Source organism: Trichloromonas sp., assembly GCF_041583255.1.
GTDB lineage: Bacteria > Desulfobacterota > Desulfuromonadia > Desulfuromonadales > Trichloromonadaceae > Trichloromonas.
The window spans coordinates 1-19,018 of the sequence record NZ_JBFHGD010000008.1 but is presented as its reverse complement, the minus strand read 5'-3'; the positions used below and the strand labels follow the sequence as shown (position 1 = coordinate 19,018).

Sequence of the window (19,018 nt, the reverse complement as noted above, 5' to 3'; positions counted from 1 at the left end):
GCCAGCTCAGTCATGGTCGAGCAGTTCACGAAAGGTAATCCGGTAACGCCGCAACAGCGCGGCCAGATCGCGCCCGCTGATCTTTTTTTGCTGCATGATCTGCCGGCGCTTGCCCAGCATTCGAGGGATTCCGAGGATTCCCTCCCCAAGCCCACGCAGCAGCGCCTTGAGAATAAGGGTGCCGGAGCCACTCGCCAGAAACTCCTCACCGCTGCCGCTTCCGCTCAAAACCACGCGAAGCTGCTGATAATAGCGGACCAGGGTGAAAAAGGGAACGGCCAGCAACTGGTTCGCGGGGAAGGTTTTCAAAGCCACCCAGTAGTGGTTGCGTTCCACCAGGTGCACCTTGAAGGGAGAAAACCCGCCGCCGGTCTGCGAGTATTTATGATATACCACCGCGCGGGTGGCCAGAACGGCGTCCCAGCCGGCCAGTCGACCGCGCAGGCCGAGATCGCTGTCCTCGGCGTAGGCGAAAAACTCATCGTCGAAAAAACCGATTTCCTGCAGCATGGCCCGCCGGTACAGGGCGGCGCAGGCACTGGGGAACAGGATCTCCTCCACCTCCTGCAAGCGAAGGGACGACCAGCGCCGATGGCGAAACCGCCCCCGCGACATCCCGTCCCGGCAGATACCCATGCCGAGCGAGTCGATCACATCGGGGTCGGCGTAAGAGCAGACCCGGCACCCCACCATGCCCAACCGCGGGTGGCTCTCGGCAACCTCGACCAGCACCTCCAGCCAGTCCGGCTCGACCCGGGTATCATTGTTCAGGGTAACGATGTAGTCTCCGCGGGCCTGCTCCAGGCCCCGGTTGTTGCCGGTGGCAAAACCGGTATTTTCGGGAAGGAGGACCAGGCGCACCCAAGGGAACCGGCCGCGGACAAAATCGACGGAGCCGTCCACCGAACCGTTGTCCACCAGAATGACCTCGAAATCGCGGAAACTCTGCGAAACCAGGCTGTCGAGGCAGGCTTCCAGGTGCTCACGACCGTTCCAGTTGACGATCAGGATGGAGGCTTTTGTGCGCGGCTCAACCATCGGTCAATGTCCACTGCGAGGCTCTCCGCGCCAGGAATCTCGTCCCCAGTGACCAGCCCAGGTAGAGGCGTCGCCTGATCTGGGTCAGCGGGAGGAAGCGTCGCTGAAACTCCGTCATGCTCGTCGCATGTTTCCGGTACATGATGGTCTTCTCCTCCAGGAACTCGACAGTGCCGAAAAGCTCAGCCAGCAGCCCAAGCCACATGTCGTGCATGGGAATCCGCTTCGGGAATGGGAGCGCGATCTGCAGCAGCGACCGTGAAAAGGCCATACAGCACCCCATATAAGTATTGTCGTAGACGTTCTTCAACACCCCGGGGCCGGCAGCGATTCTCCGAAAGAGACTGGGTTCGATTATCTTTCCGGTCGCATCGATGGCCAGACCATCCATCACGATCAGGTGGATGGTCGCCGGACACTGACGGAAGCGCTCCCGTATCAGTTTGATCTTGTTCTCCAGCCAGATATCATCCTGATCGGAAAGAACGATGATGTCACCGTTGGCGTATTTCAGCGCGTTTTCAAAATTGAAGATTGGACTGAAAAACGTGTTATTTTCCAACAAAAGAATTCTGCGATCATTCAGGTTCTTGATGATCTGCACAGTCCGGTCGGTGGAGGAATCATCGGAGATGATGATCTCATCGTCCGGTTGCAGTAGCGGCAAAATCGACGCCACCTGTTCGCCGACATACGACTCCCCGTTGCGCGTTGCCATGCAGACGGAGATTTTCTGCTGCGGACGCGAGTCCGTCATGGCCTCGCTCGCCGCTGCAAAAAAAGAAACAGGCGGTACAGGGTCATTTCAAGCCTATTGAGGCCAGAAAAAACCGTGTTGGCAACGGCTCCCACATGCTGCCTGCGCAGGGCATTGGTTTCTGCGACTGCTTTGTCCCATTCCTTCAAGCTCACCCCCATGTCGCCACAGATGGCGACCGCTTCGTCGATTCTCCCGTAAGCATCCCCGCGCAGGTAGAGAAGAAGGTTGAGTTCATAATCGGCAACGATGCGATAATCGCCGTTGTATCTCCAGCCGGAAAAAAGGCGAGAGTGGTAAAAGGCCCCCTGGTGATGAACGGTGTTGTGAAGCAGCGTCCTGGGGCTGAGCCGCGACTTTACAACCCGGCCGCAGGGATAACGGACCAGACCGAACACCAAGGCAAGGGACTCGTCCAGAAACGGCGCGATATCCGAAAGGGTTCGGGGACCCGCCAACCGGTCGTCGGCGCCGAGGAAATAAATCCAGTGCCCTCTGGCCATCGCCAGCCCCTTGTTCATCGCATCGTAGATGCCCCGGTCGGGCTCACTGATCCAGCGGATAGCCCGGTCATGGGCCCGCAGAATATCGAGCGTGCCATCAGTGGATGCGCCATCGACGAGAATGTATTCGAAGCTGTCGTATTCCTGGGACAGGACGCTGCGGATGGTCTGTTCCAGGGATTTTTCGCCATTCCGGACCACGGTGATGACGGAAATCCGCGGTTTTGCCCCCTGGGGGATACTCGTCATCTGGAACCCTCCGCCGCGGAGACCATACCGGTGACGATTTCACACAGCCGTTCGTTGAACTGCGGCTGTCCCCAGTTGGCCCCTCGCCTTGCCCCCTTCTCCACCAGTTCGGCACAGAGCCGGTCGTCGCTCCACAACCGCCGGATGCTGTGGGCAATCTCCTCCAGCGAATCGGGATTGAAAAGCAGCGCGGCATCCCCGGCCTGCTCCGGCATGCCGTAAATCTCCGAGATGGCGACCGGGCAGCCAACGGTGAAAGCCTCCAGGGGGGGGATATTGGTCGGCCCGTAATAGGTCGGCATCACCAGGGCCCGGGCGCGGCGATAGAACTCGGCCATATCGGCATCGGGAACGTAACCGAGAAAAAGCACATCGTCCATAAGATTGAGGTCATGCACCAATTTTAAGACCGCAGGGTAAGCGCCCTTTTTCGAGCCGGCCAGGACCAGCTTCAGGTCGGGCAGCTCGTTTTTCAATGCAGCAACAGCCCGGATCAGGCGCTGGTGGTTCTTGTGCTCCCAGAACTGTGCAGGGTAAAAGATGAACTTCTCCGGAAGCCGGTATCGCGTGTCGAAGCCAGGCGAAGCTGCCGCGGAGCGCAGGTAACCCGGGGCGATGAAAGGGAGGACATGGGTCCGCCCGCTCGGCGTTCCGTAGGATTCGACGACGTGCTGTTGGCCGATAACCGAATCGACGAGGAGCCCGCGGGCGAATCGGCAGATATTACTGTAATGACGCTCACGAAGCAGATACTGCCAGCGCGAACCCGCCTCCGGGAAACGCCTTTCGTAGCGATGCATCAGATCGTGAATGCTGACGAGGGCCGGAACCGGGACCTGAAAACTGCGCGCATCCTGGGAGGGGAAGATCCAGAGGTCGCACTCCTGCCGTAGCAATACCTTGGCGATGGGGTGAAACAAGGGGCAGGCCTTTCTCCACGGCCCCATCGGCAGACCGGAGAGCAACCACCCCTGGCCCAAGACCCGCCCCCATACCCCACGGGGAACGAACACGGTCTGCAGGTCATAGCCCATGAGGTACTCCTGCCACAGCGCCGAGGTGTAACCGACCACAACCGAAAAGCGGTCGCGGGGCAGCGCGGCCACCGCCTCCAGCATCGTCTGATTGTACTGGAACGTCCCGCCACCGCTCGGCTCGGCTTCCAGAAAGAGGCCGATTTTTTTCATCCGCGCACCACGAAACAGACCCCCCAGGTATCGAACCCGGGCTGGCGGCCGGTCATCCACTCGAAAGACTCGATGACAGCCATCCCCGTCTCACGCAGGAGTAACTCAATTTCCGGCCGGAACAGGTAGCGCATGCGGTGAATTTCGTGCAAATCATCCATCGCGCCGCTCGCCTTGTCCCTGACCAGCATGTGGTAATGCACTTCCACCAGGTTGTCGTTGCCCTGCATGACCGGCTCGGCAATGCGCGTCACGGCGGTCTCGTCATCTTCCAACCGCCTGACCCGAACCACAGGTCGGTCGGTCAGCACGGCCGGCCCGTACCAGCAATCGAAAATAAACACCCCACCGGGCTTGAGATGTGCTCGCACCGTCGCAAAGGCAGCCCGCAAATCGTCGTTGCTGACCTGATAACTCATAACATGGAAGAGCGAAACCACCACATCGAATGACCGATCGAGGCGGACGCTGCGAATATCTCCCTGGAGAAAAGTGCTTGAAAAACGCTGACCTTTGCTTGTCTCGCGTTGAGAGTGGGCTACTGCGAGCATCTCCCCGGACTGGTCAACCCCTGTAACTTCATAGCCCTTTTCAGCCAGCAGCAGGTCGTGGCGGCCCGTTCCGCAACCGAGGTCGAGAACGGTTTTCGCCGCCGGACAGTGGCGCACGATCAGCTCGTTGACGTACTGCGCTTCACCGGGGTAATCCTTGTCTTTGTAAAGCAGATTATAATAACGCGAATAGGCACCGAAAACCGTCATGCCTCATCCCTCGTCAGCCCCTTGACCGCCTCTGCCACCTCATCCATCTGTAATTCGTTCAAGGCCATTCCGCTGGGGATGTAGAACCCGCGACGGGCCAGGCGCTCGGCAACCGGGTGGCGCTCCCCCTTGAACAACCCCATTTTCTGGAAAACCGGCTGCTCATGCATCGGCCAGAAGAAGGGTCGGGTGCCAATCCTGAGGCTGCCGAGCCGGCGCATCGCCTCTGCGGCATCTAAGGGCAGCTCGTCCTTCAACACCATGCCGTACACCCAGTAGATGTTGTCCGCATAGGGGGTTTTCTCCAGCATCAACTCCAAGCCCTCGATCCGCGACAACCTTTTTGTGTAGTACTGCCCCATCCGCCGCTTGCGGGCGACAAACTCCTCCAGGCGCTCCAGTTGGGCGACCCCCAGCGCTGCTTGCAGGTTGGTCATGCGGAAGTTGTAACCGAGCTCCTCATGCACAAACCGCTTTTTCGCCTGAAAGCACAGGTTTCGCAGAGAACGGCAGCGTTCGGCCAGAGCGTCGTCGTCGGTCAGCACCATCCCCCCCTCACCAGTGGTGATATGTTTGTTCGGATAGAAACTGAAGGTACTGAGGTCACCAAAGCTGCCGCAAGGGCGGCCATTGTAGGTTTGACCGTGCATCTCGGCCGCGTCTTCGATGATCTTCAGGCCGTATTTTGCAGCGATCTCAAGGAGTGGATCCATATCCACCGGCAACCCGTAGATATGAACCACCATGATCGCCCTGGTACGCGAGTTGATGCGAGCCTCGATCTGCGCAACATCCATATTCCAGGTGAAGGGATCGCTGTCGACCAGCACCGGAATACACCCCCGGCGCACCACCGCCGCCGCGCAGGAGATTATGGTGAAGGTCGGCATGATGACCTCGTCCCCCGGCTGCAGACCAAGGCCGGCAACAGCGATCTCCAGCGCCACGGTACCGTTGCAGACAGCGATGCCGTGCCGGCGTCCGACGGCAGCGGCCATCCGCTCTTCGAACCGCGCTACAAACGGCCCCTCGGACGAAATCCAGCCGGTGTCGATGCATTCGTTCAGGTATTTTTTTTCGTTTCCGTCCAGCAGCGGCTCGTTGACCGGTATCATTTCTCAACCCTCAGCTGTTTTTTGTCCACGGCCTCAAATCGCGTCTTGTCCTGATCACCGGCATAAGGCCCTTGCTTCACCTCAAGCATCTCCAGATCTTCCAACACCTCGAAACCGTGGCCACCGGTGGCGAGGAGAATGGTGTCGCCTCCCTCAAGAACACGGCTCTTCAGATAATTTCGTTCCTCGTCGTAGAAATCCACCCGCACTTTCCCCCTGCGGATAAAGAGCACCTCCTGGGTGTAGTGGACCTGCCGCGGCACCGGGTTGTGTACGTGCGGGGCGATCTCCTTGCCCGCGGGGTGACGCATATAGGCCAGCTGCTGGGAGAGGTCGTCCGGGGTAAAAAAATGAATGCCTGCCTCGCTGAACCGATGTGAGACGATGATGGCAAGAAGCTCATTGTTGTGAAGAACATTTTCAATCATTTAGGCTCCTGTTTCTACTGCGAGTCTGCGTGTCACCATATTTTCGGATAAACCAGTGCCTTGCTCAGCATGCAGCCGGTTCTGAATAAAGGCCTGAACAAAAAACATGAACCATGGGCAGCAAACCAGTAAGCAAAAAGGGAAGCCATTACGGCCCCCATGCCGCCGTATTTGGGGATCAGAAAATAGTTGAGCACGATGTTCAGGACGCCCCCCAAAGAAACCGTCAGCAAATACAGGCGGGTCCAGTTCATGGCGGTTAGAAAAGAGCTTCTGGCCATTTCCAGACCGGTAAAAACGTTCGACCAGACCAGCACAGCCAGCATCAGCCCCCCCCTGGCGTAGGCCTCGCCAAACAGGGCCGGCACCAGCCACTGGGCCACGAGCGCCACTGGCAGGGCAACGGCATAGGCCGAGAACGCCGTCAGGTTGTAGAGCTTCTGCAACCGCTCGTAAAAAAGGGCTTTGCTCAGCTCCTTCGCAGCGACGATGCCGGGAAAGACCGACCAGTAGAGCGCCGACGGGATGAAATACCAGACCTCCGCCATACGTACCGCCACCGAATAGACGCCGACCTCTTCGTTGCCCACCATTTCCCCCAGCATGACCTGGTCGATTCGCAAATAGACCATGATGACCATGCTGGAAAGCATCAGCGGCCAGCTGTCCTTCAGCAAAGCCACGGCCTTGTTGAATCGACCACGCCACTCCCTCAACCGGTAGCCCCTTGATCTGTAAGCAACTATCAAGCCCAGCGCGCCGGCAACGACCTCTAAAAGAGCGACCCAGGCAAAAGCAATCAGGGGCGCCGCCGCAAGGATGAGCACGATTTTTATCAGAGAGCAGCCGAGAAAAGCGGCATTTTTTGCGAAAATCGCATATTTGGCCTGAACCTGCGAATGAAACCAGAACTCGATGATGTTGAAGGCCTGAAAAACCGACCCGGCGGCGATAATCCCCACCAGCCAGTGGCTCAGCCCGTCAAAGGGCCGCAGAACCAAGACGGCTCCGGTCGCGGCCAAAAAGGTAAGGACCCCACCGCCCAGTTTCAACAGGAACGTGCTGCCCAGAACCTCGTTTTTGACATCTGGCGCACGGACGATATCACGCACAATGATGTCATCGAGGCCGAGGGCAGACAGCGCCGAAAAGAGTGAGACAAATGCCAGGGCATAGCTGAGCAGGCCGAACTGCTCCGGCCCCAGGTAGCGCGCCAGCCAGATCCCGACCAGCAACCCGACTGTCATCCGCAGGAGATTATCGGCGAACTGCCAGCCGGTGTTGCTGACAACCGTCGGCAAAGACTCCCTCCCCGTCCATTTCACTCGCAGGGAAGACGGCAGCAAGCGGGTCAAGGCTTGCTTCATCGCCAAAGCTCCTCATAGCGGTAAGTCGGAGAGAATATCGACTGCTCAGCAACCCCGCGCTGCAGCAAGAGGCTCTTGAGTTCCTCGGCTCGCGGCAGGCAGGTGATCACGATCGGCCCATCGCCCGCGCCAATCCCCTCCTCCAAGGAGACCACCGGAAAGCCGAGAAAGCGGCTGCCGGCCGCGACATCCATCACCGCCGCCAGTTCCAGGCCGGCCTCGCGCAGAGAGAGGTAGGCGATCTCGGTCAAATCGTCCAGCCCGCAAAAGACCACCCGCTCGCCCCCCCGCTGATGCAGAGTGCGAAAGAGAGCCAGGCTGTCCTGACGGGTGATCCGGTAGAGTTTGTGAAAGTTGCCGAGATGTCGGCAGGCAAGCTGGCTTTTTTCGACGAGACCTTTTGCCGTCAGCAGATACGCGAAGCGATTGCGCGGGTAGGCTTTAACCTGCACATAGCCCTTCTTCACCAGGGTTTTAAGGTAGGAATTGACCAGCCCCACGGCAATACCGAGCCGACCGGCGATCTCCCGCTGTGAAACGGGCACGTCCTTCTCCAGTTCGGCCATCAGCCGGAGCGAACGCAAGACATCCTGGTCATTCATTTCGTCATCGTTCATGAAATGAACGTTATCCCAGGCCATCCATTAAAGCAATGAATTTCGATGCCTGGAGTTACATGCAAACATTCTCTGGCAAACAGGCTAAGCCCCTTGTCTTTGAAAGGACCCGATCCTGGGTGACCACTGCGGCTTTGCGGAAACGAACTGCAGCCGTTAGGATAAAAAATGGGCGGGGGATTCCCCCCGCCCATTTCAGTCAAGCAACAAACAAGGCCTTAGGGTCTGATCAGACCGGTCAGGCTGCCACCCAGGCTCTGGATGGCGTCGTACATGATCTGGCGGGCGAACTTGCTGTTGTGCGCCCAGGAACCGCCATGGCCGTGGGTCTGGCCGTGCGGCGCGCCGTCTTCATAGGTGAAGACCTTCCAGCTCGACGCGGCGTGGGCGATGGTCTTGTTCGGGAAGGTGGTCACGCGCTGCTGGATGTAATCCATCAGCTCCTCTTCCGCGGTGGCGAAGGTCGCATTCGGGTAAGCGCCCATCAATGCGGTGATCTTGGCCTGGCAGGTGGCATTGAGGCCGGCCTGGCCGTCAGCTGCGACCATCGCTGTCATGATAGTGGCGAGCAGACGCTCGCTGAACGCCTGGGTACGAGCCTGGAGCAGGTCCGCATCGGCAAAGGTGCCGGGCCCATGGCAACCCATGCAGGCAGAGCTGGTGGTCATCTTGTTATCTGCGGCATGGTTGCCTTCGGTATCATGCACGTTGTGACAGTCGACGCAGCCAAACTTGGCGCCATCGTAGTGAGCGAAGCGGCCAGCGTAGGTCTTGCCGGCGTAGGTGGCGACCATCTTGGAGTCGTTGCCGTAAAGGATGGCCATCGACGGTGCATAGTGAAGATACGAAATGGAGTAGTTAGTCGTACCGGCTGCAGGATCTGCCAGAGCAGCTACGTCGACACCAGCTGTCCGTCCTTTGTGGCACTCGAAGCAGACCTGGTTGACGCCCAGTTCGGCGGCGGTGACAACAGCGGCGGCAGGAGCGCTAAACTTGAACTCGTAGTCGGCAGGGAACTCCCGCACTTCGGCGAAGGCTGCGGAATTGTTTGCACCGGGTGCCGCGTTGGCCTGCGCCAGATCATGGCAGCCGCGGCAACCGAGCACGTTCCAGCCCGGATCCCCAAGGTCAGTCTGTCCCGCGGCCAGAGCGGCGAAAGCACCATCGCCGGAGTGGCAGGGGGTACAGCCGGTGTTGCGGTAGCTGACCGTGCCGAGGTAGTTGCTGTGGAAGTCACCGAGGCCTTCGGCATAGGAAATCGCCTGGTTATCGAACTGGTCGGCATAGTCAACCGTGGAGCTGCTATCGATGCTGAGCATTTTGCCCGCGGTGTGCGGATCGTGGCAGATGGTACAGGCATTCTTGCCGCCCGGGTTGACATTGTAGCCCTTGATGGTGATGTTGGCTGCGCTGCCGTTGAAAGCCACCAGGTGCTCCATGATGGTGCCGCCGAAGTGAGTGTCGACGAAGGTCCGGCCGTTGCCGCTGGCGCCATCGTGATAGAAGGGCGCTTTGCTCAAGTCAAAGGTACCGGTACCCGCGTCCACCAGGTTGGCGGCAGTGTACTTGGACGACAACTCGTATTCATACATCCCTTTATTGGGGGATGTTTCGGTCGCTTCCGGCACCCAGGTAGCGGTCAGATCGACCATGTGGCAAGCGGTGCAGAGGTTGAACTCGGCGGAGTAGACCGTGCGGGTCTGCTCAACGGTCGCGCCGCCGCCGCCCAAAAGGCCGGTCACGATCACATCGCCATCGCCACGCAGTTCGGTGGTATGGGGATCATGGCAGGTGGCGCAGGTTTTTTTCATGACGCCGACGATGGTCTCGGAGCCAACCGGCAGCATATAGGACTCGGCTGAAGCGTCGGTGTAGGCTGCCTTCAGTGCTGCGTCGGAGGTCATGCGCCCCATGGCGAGAAGCTCGATGCCGCCTTCATGGCTGTGGCAGGCGCTGCAGGAACCGGCACGGGCATTTTGAACGGCGTGACGACTGGTGTCAAAACGCGTAGCAATGTCATCAGCAAAGGGATGATAGACGATGTGCCCCTCGGGAAGAGTGCCGTGACACTGAGCACATTGGGCCGTTCCGGGAGCCGCATAGGGAATCGGGCCGACGCCGACATGGCCACTGGCGGCGCCGTGACAGGCTTCGCAGCCGACAACGTAACCGGCGGGGCTGACACCATATGCGGCAGCCATTTCAAATCTTTCACCATTGGGGTTGTGACAAGCCGCAGCGCAGGTATTAATGGTATGGCTGCCCTGGTTGGCATGGGCGCTCGTCAACCAATCGGCAACCGCCGTACTGGCGGCGTGACAGGTGGAACAGTTAACAAGACCAACCACCTGACCTTGTGGCAGCTGGAAATCAGCACCGTCGACACCGTCGACACCATCGACACCATCGATGCCGCTGACACCGGCGATGCCGTTACGACCGTCGTCGCCTGAACAACCGGCGAGCGTCAGCGAGCACGCCAACAGCCCGGCGACAAGCAGCCTGAAACATAGACTCCGTTTACTCATGGTACTCCTCCATAAAAAGAGTGACACAATTCGGGTGTGCCAAGCCCTCTGGCTCGACTACCCGCGTGGCAGAAAGGACCCGCGCCGACCGATTCGGCAACGAAATCCCGTATTAAAAAAACATCAGGGTCGTGGCACGCCCGTCGTGCCCCCCATGTCGATGATAGAATCATAGAGCAACTGGCGGATATAGATGCCGTTGTGAACATAGCCACCGGGCTCCTTGTCTGCCACCTGCCAGTTGTACGCGGCCTTGAGCTGCCGCTCGCTGGTTATGTTACCGAAGTAGGGGTAACTCGCCAACGCCTGCACGCCCGAGGCCGTCAGAAGCGCCAACAGCTGATCTTTAAGAATTGCGATCTGAGCAAAGTTAGTTCGCGGCGAACCGGACAAGGTCTGCAGGGAGCCACCCGTGTGACATCCGGTACAGGATTCCAGCGGTACCGAGAACCTGTGGTCGGCGGCGGTGCCCAGGTGGCAACCGGTGCAGTCGGTTAACTCCGGAGCTCCGAAAAAGGTGTGCGAGGGGAAGCTGTTGCGCCCCCGGTAGGTACGCCCGGCATACTCGTAACCACCTTGAACCTCGCCGCCAAACAGGGTCGCGGCGGCGGCATAATTGTGGATATTGGAAAAGCTCAGGTTAACTGCGGCAATGCGGTCGTTGACCGTGGGGGTCGAAGAACTCCCTTGATGACAGTTCATACACAGGTTGCTCGGACCGCCAAGAGAAACCACCGCGCCGGAAGGGAAAGTAACCGCATCAACCTGGCGCAGGGCACCGAGGGCGAATTGTCCGTCCGTGTCACGGGCGAGCAGATCATGGCAGGCGACACAGGCGATTACCCGCGCCCCTTCCGAAGTGTCAAGATCGGCAGGCACAACCCCCTGGACAAAACGGGAGTATTCGGTGCCTGAATGGCACTTGAAGCAGGCCGCCCGGGTGATGGAGGGGCTGAACGGTTTGCCCTGATAATCGGCATGGCCAGAAGCCCCCCATTCTTCGGCAATGGTCTGGGCATCGGCCTGGGCAAACCGGGTGGCTCCGTGCGGATCATGGCAGAGCGTGCAGGCTTTTTCGTCGCCGGCATTGACACTGTACCCGGCAATCCCCCCTGCCGGGTAGGCGAAGTGGGTATCCCAGATCACCCGTGATCCTGCTGTGACTGGCCCATCGACGCTGCCGTGGAAAGGAGCCCGGGTGGCATCGAGAAGATAGGCATAGCTGCCGGTGACCGGGTCAAAGGTCGCCGACAGAAAGACCTGATGACAGCCGGTACAAAGGTTGAACTCCCTTGAGAACCGGACAACCTCTGTGCCGTCTTCAACGGCCGAAGTCGCGGCGACGCGCAATTCACCGGAATGGCTGTCGTGGCAGGTACGGCACTGTATCGCCGACAGGGTTGTCGGTCGGGCAACACCCGTGAGCGCCGTTGCAAGCTGACCGGAGTCAAGACCCGCCGTCTGGTCGATAAAAGCGCGGAACCCTTCGTCGGAGTGGCAGCGGTCGCAAAGAGCACTCGAGCCCCGCAGGGAATCGGCATGAGCACTGGATTGATAATTTTCCAGAATATTACCGGCAAACAGACCGGAGTGGCCAAGCGGCCCCGCAGGAAGACCCGCATGGCATTGACCGCATTGAACAAAGTCGGGGCTAGCGTTGACAATCGGGGCTAAACCGAAATGCTCGCCGCCGGCGCCGTGGCAGTTTTCGCAACCGACGGCAGCAAGGCCATCGGCAGGAATATTGCCGGAGGGCACGAGCGATTCCAGCGTTCTGCCCTCGCCAATCGGATCATGGCAGTCGAGGCAGAGAGCAGGCGATGCGGCATTGACCTGCGTGCTGTGAACCATATGCTTGCTCTGTTGGAACCTGGCCACGACGGCGGCGCTGAAGGCAAGATCCTGATGACAGGCGATACAACTGGCACTACCGGTAAAAATGATGCCGTTCGGATCGACGCCGAACCTGCCGGCAGGGGTATCGGCCTGGCCGTCACCGGAGCCCCCGCCGCTACTGCCGCAGCCGCCAAGCAGCACCATGCCGGTCAATGCGGTGAGCAGAAAAACGATCTTTATCCTAAACATGATGACTACCTCTGAGAGTTAACGGGTTGTTCAGTAAGTGCCGGGAGCGTGACATCTTCTGCAGGTTTTCCCGTTGCTCGCATCCTTGAGCCGGCCTTTGCGATCGCTCCAGTCATTGCCGTGCGGGTTGAACCGAGGGACGATGCCACTTCTGGCGCTGTGGCATTTGAGACAGACATCCCCGTCCGGGTGGCAGGCTTGGCAGGTGGACAGCGACCGACGAGCCTCGCGCGCATGGCCAATTTCCCAATCGTGAAAGCTCGGAGCCACCGAAGTCTGCAGATGACAATCATCGCATTGCGTACTGTTGGTGGGATGGTCGTCCATACTCGTGTTGAACCCCAGATCAAAAGTGCGCCGGTGCGAGGGGCTGCCGATGCCGTCGCCACGAAGGCGGAACCTGTCGTGGCATTCGGTGCAGGAGTCCGGTTCATGACAGCTCGAGCAGAGATTTTGATCGCTGCGGGCGGCAAGCGGATGGGTCACGTGAAAATCGCTGCGATGCACGTTGCTCATGTTGTTGCCGAAAGCCCCTTGTTCATGGGCGAAACCGGCCTTGTGGCAATCGAGGCAGTAGCTCTGTTCATGGCACATTGCGCAGTCGATGGCGCTGCCTTTAGCCTCGGCGCGATGATTCAGCGCCCAGACCGGGCCATGGGTTCTCGGTTCGGGCAAAGACAGGCTGCCGATCAGCTCTTCATCGTGGCATTCCAGGCAAACGGCGGTGTCAGGAACGATCGATTCGGCCCCGGCGACGTGACAGGTATCACAGCCGGCACCGTCAACATACTCATTGACATGGTCGTTATGGTTGAAGCCTGCGGCCCAGACCTGAGTCCCGGCCGCCAGCAGCAGAACAATGGTCAAAAGCACTCTGCGGGTCATATCGGATGCTCCTTGTCAGAAAAGAACGTTGAAGCGGAGGGATCCGCGATTGTAGTAATCCCAGAGTTCGCTGTCTACCCGTTCGACCTTGCCCTCGACGCTCATTGTTTTGCTCAGGTGCAGGGAAACATCAGCCCAGTAGCGCCGGCTGGTGGTATCGTCGCTGGCACTGTCGCTGTCGAAATAATCGATCTGTCGCTCCAGCACGTCGAGATTCATGCCGACCCCGGCTTCGACCATGGGGGTAAACTTGTAGGCGGTACGCACCTTGAACCCTTTAAGATCCTGGCCGCCGTCGTCGCTGCGGTAAATCCCGGTGAGGTAACCGGAGAACTTGCCGGTGCGCAATTTTTCAATACCGGCTTCAAACAGGTTGGCGTCATCGTATTCGTCGTAGATTTCACGGGTATAACGACCGAAGACCTGCAGCCCCCGCTGTAGCCGGTAGGTCACCTCGGCCAGCACTTCTTCGTAATCCTCCACGGCAAAGACCGAATAGATCGAGGTCGATGAGAAAACCGGCAGGGAGTAGAGATACTCGAGGCGGACGGTAAACGGGGCATCGAAGCGATACTTTCCACCCAGCTGGGCATAGCTCAGCCGCTCGGAAAGGATGTCCCACTGCAGTTCGTTGTAGAGCCAGAGCTTGCCGTCCAGGTCGTAGCTGGCGTCAAAGCCGACCAGTTCCTGGCCCAGCAGGCCGCCGTCCCACTTCTGCAGGTACGACGCCGCCAGATCCAGGCTGTCACAAAACTGACCGGAAACTTCAACTCCGACAATCGTATCCTTGACGTTGTAGCCCTGGTAATAACTGACGTCGCCGCCGCCGAACACCTTGACCTTGTAGTCTTCAAGCAGCGTATAGTCGAGCGAAAGGCCATCCATCAGCGACGCCCCGGCCGTGGTCGAAATGAACTGACGACCGAGCCTGAACCCGAGCCCCTTGAACAGGTCCTTTTTTTCCAGGTAGGCATAATAGAGACGACTCTTGGCAGCTTCCTCATCGTTGAGATCATCGCCGAGCCGCCCGTACACCTTGAAATTGTACCCCTGGGCTCCAAGATCCTTTACATTGAGCTGCAGGTACTGGTAAAGAGGCATCGAGGTATCCTCGGTGGCCGTATCGTACCATTCAAGCAGGGTACTGGCCCGACCGGAAACCGACGCTGCCCCAGCCGGGGCGGCCAGACAAAGGACCAGCGGCATCAGCAACAGACCCCTAATAAAACTTTGCCAGACTCTCATGCCATCTCCTGTTGACACACTCCGCAGAGAACCAAGGGAGCATCCATTGCTCGTAAAAAATGCCTTATCCTGATCAAGATACAGGAAGAAGCAATTTAACCATAATACTACGAAAGAGGGCCGGCCCTTTCACTGAGGAGGCTCAAGATTATCCGCCAAAAGACGACAGGCCGACACTCGACAATTAACATTGCCGATTTAATCTGGCAAGTAATTTCAACCCCAAAAAAACGACCAAAAAACAGAACCTAAAAAAACCATTAAACCTCAGTATCTTACCACATGTGATGTCATTCTAATTTTCATTTACAACTTGCGAAACACGTTGGAACAGTCTAAAAATGACTATAACAAAAGACTTTATAAAGGCAACATACATAAACTGCGCCAAGTTCAATGCGCTCATTAACAACATAAGGGCATATAATGACTAAGGAAGAGCTGGCCCAACACGACGGCAAAAACGGCCGCAAAGCCTATGTCGCCATCAACGACCTGGTATACGATGTCAGCGACAGCCCCCTGTGGCAAGACGGCGATCACCAGGGCGCGCAGCAAGCGGGACGGGACCTGACCAAAGAGCTGAGAAAAGCGCGGCACGTGCAAGCCGTACTGGAAAAATTTCCGGTAGTCGCTTACCTCGATGACGCACCCGGCATGTCTGCGCAGACGGCAAAAAAAACCAACCAGGTCATGTTTTTTTTCTTTCTGATCATAGCTGCTGCTGGCGCTTACTTTCTGCTGCCCTGAGTTACGCATCCCCCATCAGGGAAAACACCGGTTTTATTGACACCGCATGTCAACAAATCGTCAAATAACACACCTAACCGCGAGCATTCATCAGGAGGTAAAAATGACCCGGGAAGAACTGGCTCAACACGACGGCAAAGACGGTCGCAAGGCCTACGTGGCAGTTAACGGCAAGGTCTACGATGTCAGCGCCAGCCCCTTGTGGGCAAGCGGCGATCACCAGGGACTGCACAATGCGGGCGGCGACATGACCGAGGAGATCAAGTCGGCTCCCCATGTGCGCGCGGTGGTGGACCGATTTCCGGTGGTCGGTCAACTGGAAGAACCGGAGCCGCCGAAAAAGAAAAAGTGGGGACTGTTCTGAGCACCTGAAAACACGGCAACAACAAGGGGCCGGTCCATGTGGGCCGGCCCCTTGTTGTTTACAGGAGAGAAACTTCGTACTCTATCTTAATCTGCGATCAAAGACAGGCGACTGAGCAAACACCGCCGCTACCAAGGGAAAGCAACTGTGTTGCTCTTGTGACTTTAAAACGCAGCCCGGTGTTTGCTCAGCCCGGAAAACTGCTGCGTCGACCACACGATCGGCAGATGTGCCACGAAGATCGACCGGCGTCCTCCGCACAACACGAACAAAGGCCTAAGCCAACCGCACCCGAGCCCCTCATGCCCCACGCAGTGGAGCCATTTTTTGCTTACTTTTATGTTGGCTTGGACAAAAAGTAAGGCGTCTGGCGGGACGCGACCCGCCGGTCTTGACTTTCAAAAAACCACCAAAACTAAACCGTCGGGTCCCGGCCCGACAGCCGGGTTACTTTTCTTTGAGCGCAAATGAAAAGTAACCAAAAGAAACGCCACTGCGTGGAGCATTACTGTCGCGAAGGGCAGTGGTCCTGAAAAACGGCGTCGCAATTGAACAGAGAACGTCTTCGTCGGCCACAACTGCGAGCAGCACACCTGCGCCACCAGCCAGCACGGCTGAGCAAACACCGCCGCTACAAGATAAAAGCACCCCGGTTGGTCCTGAGTATTCAAAAACGCATCCCGGCGTTTGCTCAGCCCGGAAAACTGCTGCGTCGACCACACCATCGGCAGATGTGCTACGAAGATCGACCGGCGTCCACCGCACAACACGAACAAAGGCCCAAGCCAACCGCACCAGAGCCCCTCATGCCCCACGCAGTGGAGCCATTTTTTGCTTACTTTTATGTTGGCTTGGACAAAAAGTAAGGCGTCTGGCGGGACGCGACCCGCCGGTCTTGACTTTCAGGGAACACCGAAACTGGGTGCGGCCAAGCCCAATTGACGCAATGACTCAGCGCACCGTTTCCCGGGTGTAGATCATCCGCGGGGTGCCGCCGTAGATGCCGAAGGTGCCCCGCCCGACCGGATTATTGTCGTGGCTGCCGTTGCCGTCCCAGTCGTAACGCAGCCAGAATTCCACCGGCAGGGTCAGATCGACGCTGCCGTCGTTGCCGGCCCCGGGGGCCGAAAGCTGCAGGGGGTTGGCCGGGTCGAACAGCCCGCCGATCAGTGAACCGGCGCCGCTGGCAGTCGTTTCAGGAGCATTCAGGTTAAGCTGGTAGTTGCCCAGCGTTGCGACGGTGCCGTCGTAGCTGCTGCAGCCGTCGTCGGCATTGGTGACGAAACCGCCGCCGTCGTAATATTCGGCGCGCAGCGGCAGTCGCAGAGGCACCAGCTCGGAGCCGTAGGCGCTCTGCAGTGACAATCGGCCGAAGCGCATCGTTTTCAGCTGCAGCAGCGGATCGAGGGGATCGACGGGAAAGTTGATGCCGCCACCGGCGACGGTATTGCCGAAGGCGGCCGGATTGCCGGCGAAGGCGGCGCCGTCGGAATCCTGCACGTTGATCTGCAGACGGATCTCGGCGTCGAAGGGGGCAACCGGTGCGCCGCGCACGAAACCGAGGCCGCCGCCGGAGGAGAAGGTCAGCGTTCCCGTGCCGTCGCCGCTGTCAACGATGACCGGATCGACGGCCGGCAGCAGGGAGCTGTCCAGCGCCCCCGTTGCCGCCGAATAGGATTTCCCCGACAGGCTGGCATTGGTCATTTTCCAGAAGACGCCGGTGTAATTGGCGGTTTTGATTCCGCCGGCGTTGCGGGCGGTTACCGTGATAACCGGAGCGGTGCCGTAGCTGAACGGCTGGCCGAGATAGCTGAAGCGGCCGCAGGCCGGGGCAAATTCGGGGGCATTGCTGACGCTGCCGAAGTCGAAGGGGATGAACCGACCGACGTTGCCGCTGGCCGTGCCGGTAACCGTCCCCGCACCAAGGTAGTCGCCGTCAGCCACCGCCGGGGTGAGGCGGATGATGCCGACCTCGCCCCAGGCAAAGGTCGTCCCGGTGGCGCTGCCGGCAGTGAAGGCGCCGAAGGCGCTGGCATTGCTCAGCGCCGGGTTCGCTCCCGCCGCCGGCAGAACCAGCGTGCTGGCCAGGGCCACCCCCTCGGGCGGCGTTTCCTTGCCGTAACTCGGGGTCGCGGTCCCTTCCGCATCGCGGGCAGTGACGGTGGCCCTGAAGGGATCGCCGGCCTTGATGAACACCGCGCCATTCTCATCGGCCGCGGCGGGATTGGCAAACCCATCGGCGTCACGGACGATGCTGCCGAGGCTGAAGCCGGCCGGCTTGACCACGAACAGGCCGCTGTCGCCGCGAATGCCCGACGGCAAAGAGACGGGATCGGCCGGGGTGGCGACATCCTTGAGATTGAGCCCGATGCGTCCGACATCCTTGTACTTGACCGTCACCTGTCCCTGGCCGGCGACAAAATTGACCGACAGCCCGGTGGCGGTTTCGTCTTCGAACTTGTCGGCGCTGATGGTAGCGGCGGCGGTGACGGTGGGCCGGACCGGGGCCGCCAAACCGGCATAGGCCGGGTTGCTGTAGCCGGTCCAGAAGCGCAGGCTCCTGGCCCCGGCATAGGCCTCGATCACGCCACAGAGCGGGTCGGTGGCGGTCTGCCCGTAGGCGGTGAGATAGGCGGTAAAGTTCGTACCGGCGGTCTGGTTGGCAAAGGCGGGGATCACTGCAGGCGGCGGGTTGTTCAAGGGGGCCGAGGTGACCGTGAAACCGCTCGGGGTAAAGGCGAGCAGGCCCTCGGTATTGTCATCGACAATGGCCCCGGCGCTGACCAGGATATTGAGCGGCGTCGCCCCTTCGGGATAAGCGAGATTGAACAAAACCGTGCCGGCATCGCCGGCGACGAAAGTATAGCTGGCCAGCCCGTCGTTGGCGACCGGGTCGCTGAAGCTGCCGCTGCCGCTGGCCAGCGACCAGGTTCCCTTGCCGCTGCCGGTATTGAGGGTGATGGTGCCGGTGTAGCCGGTCACCACCGCACCGGAGGCGTTGACCGCCGTGACCCGCAGCGGCTCAGGCAGGCAATTGATGCCGAAGCCGTCATGGCTGAGGACAAAATGGCTGGCCGAAGTTGCCGGCACCACCGTCACCGAAGCGAAATCGGTGCCGGTCTGCGCATTTCCCTTGTTA

Annotated in this window: 17 protein-coding genes; 2 read left to right on the top strand and 15 right to left on the bottom strand. The window is 59.2% G+C overall.

Annotated elements, in window-relative coordinates; all coding sequences use genetic code 11:
- Positions 1-6: 6 nt before the first annotated feature.
- The 13 genes from ABYV89_RS01395 to ABYV89_RS01335 form a co-directional block, all read right to left on the bottom strand.
- On the bottom strand, positions 7-1,038 hold the full coding sequence (locus tag ABYV89_RS01395) for a glycosyltransferase family 2 protein (protein WP_432821129.1): 1,032 nt from the start codon (positions 1,036-1,038) through the stop codon (positions 7-9).
- Complete coding sequence (locus tag ABYV89_RS01390) at positions 1,031-1,795, bottom strand: glycosyltransferase family 2 protein (protein WP_432821128.1); 765 nt, start codon at positions 1,793-1,795, stop codon at positions 1,031-1,033. The genes ABYV89_RS01395 and ABYV89_RS01390 overlap by 8 nt, the downstream gene beginning before the upstream one ends.
- The gene (locus tag ABYV89_RS01385; RefSeq protein ID WP_432821127.1) at positions 1,792-2,547 is read right to left on the bottom strand and encodes a glycosyltransferase family 2 protein; all 756 of its coding nucleotides are present in this window, start codon (positions 2,545-2,547) and stop codon (positions 1,792-1,794) included. Before ABYV89_RS01385 ends, ABYV89_RS01390 begins: the two co-directional genes overlap by 4 nt.
- Complete coding sequence (locus tag ABYV89_RS01380) at positions 2,544-3,734, bottom strand: glycosyltransferase family 4 protein (RefSeq protein WP_432821126.1); 1,191 nt, start codon at positions 3,732-3,734, stop codon at positions 2,544-2,546. The genes ABYV89_RS01385 and ABYV89_RS01380 overlap by 4 nt, the downstream gene beginning before the upstream one ends.
- Positions 3,731-4,495, bottom strand: a complete 765-nt coding sequence (locus tag ABYV89_RS01375; protein ID WP_432821125.1) for a class I SAM-dependent DNA methyltransferase — start codon at positions 4,493-4,495, stop codon at positions 3,731-3,733. The genes ABYV89_RS01380 and ABYV89_RS01375 overlap by 4 nt, the downstream gene beginning before the upstream one ends.
- Positions 4,492-5,610: a DegT/DnrJ/EryC1/StrS family aminotransferase gene (locus ABYV89_RS01370; RefSeq protein ID WP_432821124.1), complete on the bottom strand. Its 1,119-nt coding sequence runs from the start codon at positions 5,608-5,610 to the stop codon at positions 4,492-4,494. The genes ABYV89_RS01375 and ABYV89_RS01370 overlap by 4 nt, the downstream gene beginning before the upstream one ends.
- Complete coding sequence (locus tag ABYV89_RS01365; RefSeq protein ID WP_432821123.1) at positions 5,607-6,038, bottom strand: cupin domain-containing protein; 432 nt, start codon at positions 6,036-6,038, stop codon at positions 5,607-5,609. Before ABYV89_RS01365 ends, ABYV89_RS01370 begins: the two co-directional genes overlap by 4 nt.
- Positions 6,039-6,070: 32 nt before the next feature.
- On the bottom strand, positions 6,071-7,339 hold the full coding sequence (locus tag ABYV89_RS01360) for a flippase (protein ID WP_432821122.1): 1,269 nt from the start codon (positions 7,337-7,339) through the stop codon (positions 6,071-6,073).
- A 62-nt stretch (positions 7,340-7,401) separates the two neighbouring features.
- Entirely contained in the window at positions 7,402-8,022 is a 621-nt protein-coding gene (locus tag ABYV89_RS01355) for a winged helix-turn-helix transcriptional regulator (protein WP_432821121.1), read from the bottom strand.
- 218 nt (positions 8,023-8,240) lie between these two features.
- Entirely contained in the window at positions 8,241-10,550 is a 2,310-nt protein-coding gene (locus ABYV89_RS01350) for a hypothetical protein (protein WP_432821120.1), read from the bottom strand.
- Positions 10,551-10,673: 123 nt separating this feature from the next.
- The gene (locus tag ABYV89_RS01345) at positions 10,674-12,635 is read right to left on the bottom strand and encodes a hypothetical protein (protein ID WP_432821119.1); all 1,962 of its coding nucleotides are present in this window, start codon (positions 12,633-12,635) and stop codon (positions 10,674-10,676) included.
- A gap of 30 nt (positions 12,636-12,665) precedes the next feature.
- Positions 12,666-13,520 carry a cytochrome c3 family protein gene (locus ABYV89_RS01340; RefSeq protein ID WP_432821118.1) on the bottom strand — a complete coding sequence of 285 codons (855 nt, stop codon included), beginning with the start codon at positions 13,518-13,520 and terminating at the stop codon, positions 12,666-12,668.
- A gap of 15 nt (positions 13,521-13,535) precedes the next feature.
- On the bottom strand, positions 13,536-14,765 hold the full coding sequence (locus tag ABYV89_RS01335) for a hypothetical protein (RefSeq protein ID WP_432821117.1): 1,230 nt from the start codon (positions 14,763-14,765) through the stop codon (positions 13,536-13,538).
- A gap of 426 nt (positions 14,766-15,191) precedes the next feature.
- On the opposite strand from ABYV89_RS01335, the gene ABYV89_RS01330 reads away from it, so the two are divergent.
- Positions 15,192-15,515 carry a cytochrome b5 domain-containing protein gene (locus tag ABYV89_RS01330; RefSeq protein ID WP_432821116.1) on the top strand — a complete coding sequence of 108 codons (324 nt, stop codon included), beginning with the start codon at positions 15,192-15,194 and terminating at the stop codon, positions 15,513-15,515.
- Positions 15,516-15,618: 103 nt separating this feature from the next.
- Positions 15,619-15,879: a cytochrome b5 domain-containing protein gene (locus ABYV89_RS01325; RefSeq protein WP_432821115.1), complete on the top strand. Its 261-nt coding sequence runs from the start codon at positions 15,619-15,621 to the stop codon at positions 15,877-15,879.
- Between the two features lie 447 nt (positions 15,880-16,326).
- On the opposite strand, the gene ABYV89_RS01320 is transcribed toward ABYV89_RS01325, so the two are convergent.
- Positions 16,327-16,674: a hypothetical protein gene (locus tag ABYV89_RS01320; RefSeq protein WP_432821114.1), complete on the bottom strand. Its 348-nt coding sequence runs from the start codon at positions 16,672-16,674 to the stop codon at positions 16,327-16,329.
- A gap of 156 nt (positions 16,675-16,830) precedes the next feature.
- Positions 16,831-19,018, bottom strand: a 2,188-nt coding sequence (locus ABYV89_RS01315; protein WP_432821113.1) for a DUF6701 domain-containing protein, incomplete at its 5' end; no start/stop codon positions are given.

Excerpts from the sequence above, each read along its gene's own strand:
- ABYV89_RS01395 (WP_432821129.1), bottom strand. The coding sequence starts at position 1,038 with ATGGTTGAGCCGCGCACAAAAGCCTCCATCCTGATCGTCAACTGGAAC.
- ABYV89_RS01390 (WP_432821128.1), bottom strand. The coding sequence starts at position 1,795 with ATGACGGACTCGCGTCCGCAGCAGAAAATCTCCGTCTGCATGGCAACG.
- ABYV89_RS01385 (WP_432821127.1), bottom strand. The coding sequence starts at position 2,547 with ATGACGAGTATCCCCCAGGGGGCAAAACCGCGGATTTCCGTCATCACC.
- ABYV89_RS01380 (WP_432821126.1), bottom strand. The coding sequence starts at position 3,734 with ATGAAAAAAATCGGCCTCTTTCTGGAAGCCGAGCCGAGCGGTGGCGGG.
- ABYV89_RS01375 (WP_432821125.1), bottom strand. The coding sequence starts at position 4,495 with ATGACGGTTTTCGGTGCCTATTCGCGTTATTATAATCTGCTTTACAAA.
- ABYV89_RS01370 (WP_432821124.1), bottom strand. The coding sequence starts at position 5,610 with ATGATACCGGTCAACGAGCCGCTGCTGGACGGAAACGAAAAAAAATAC.
- ABYV89_RS01365 (WP_432821123.1), bottom strand. The coding sequence starts at position 6,038 with ATGATTGAAAATGTTCTTCACAACAATGAGCTTCTTGCCATCATCGTC.
- ABYV89_RS01355 (WP_432821121.1), bottom strand. The coding sequence starts at position 8,022 with ATGAACGATGACGAAATGAATGACCAGGATGTCTTGCGTTCGCTCCGG.
- ABYV89_RS01350 (WP_432821120.1), bottom strand. The coding sequence starts at position 10,550 with ATGAGTAAACGGAGTCTATGTTTCAGGCTGCTTGTCGCCGGGCTGTTG.
- ABYV89_RS01345 (WP_432821119.1), bottom strand. The coding sequence starts at position 12,635 with ATGTTTAGGATAAAGATCGTTTTTCTGCTCACCGCATTGACCGGCATG.
- ABYV89_RS01340 (WP_432821118.1), bottom strand. The coding sequence starts at position 13,520 with ATGACCCGCAGAGTGCTTTTGACCATTGTTCTGCTGCTGGCGGCCGGG.
- ABYV89_RS01335 (WP_432821117.1), bottom strand. The coding sequence starts at position 14,765 with ATGAGAGTCTGGCAAAGTTTTATTAGGGGTCTGTTGCTGATGCCGCTG.
- ABYV89_RS01330 (WP_432821116.1), top strand. The coding sequence starts at position 15,192 with ATGACTAAGGAAGAGCTGGCCCAACACGACGGCAAAAACGGCCGCAAA.
- ABYV89_RS01325 (WP_432821115.1), top strand. The coding sequence starts at position 15,619 with ATGACCCGGGAAGAACTGGCTCAACACGACGGCAAAGACGGTCGCAAG.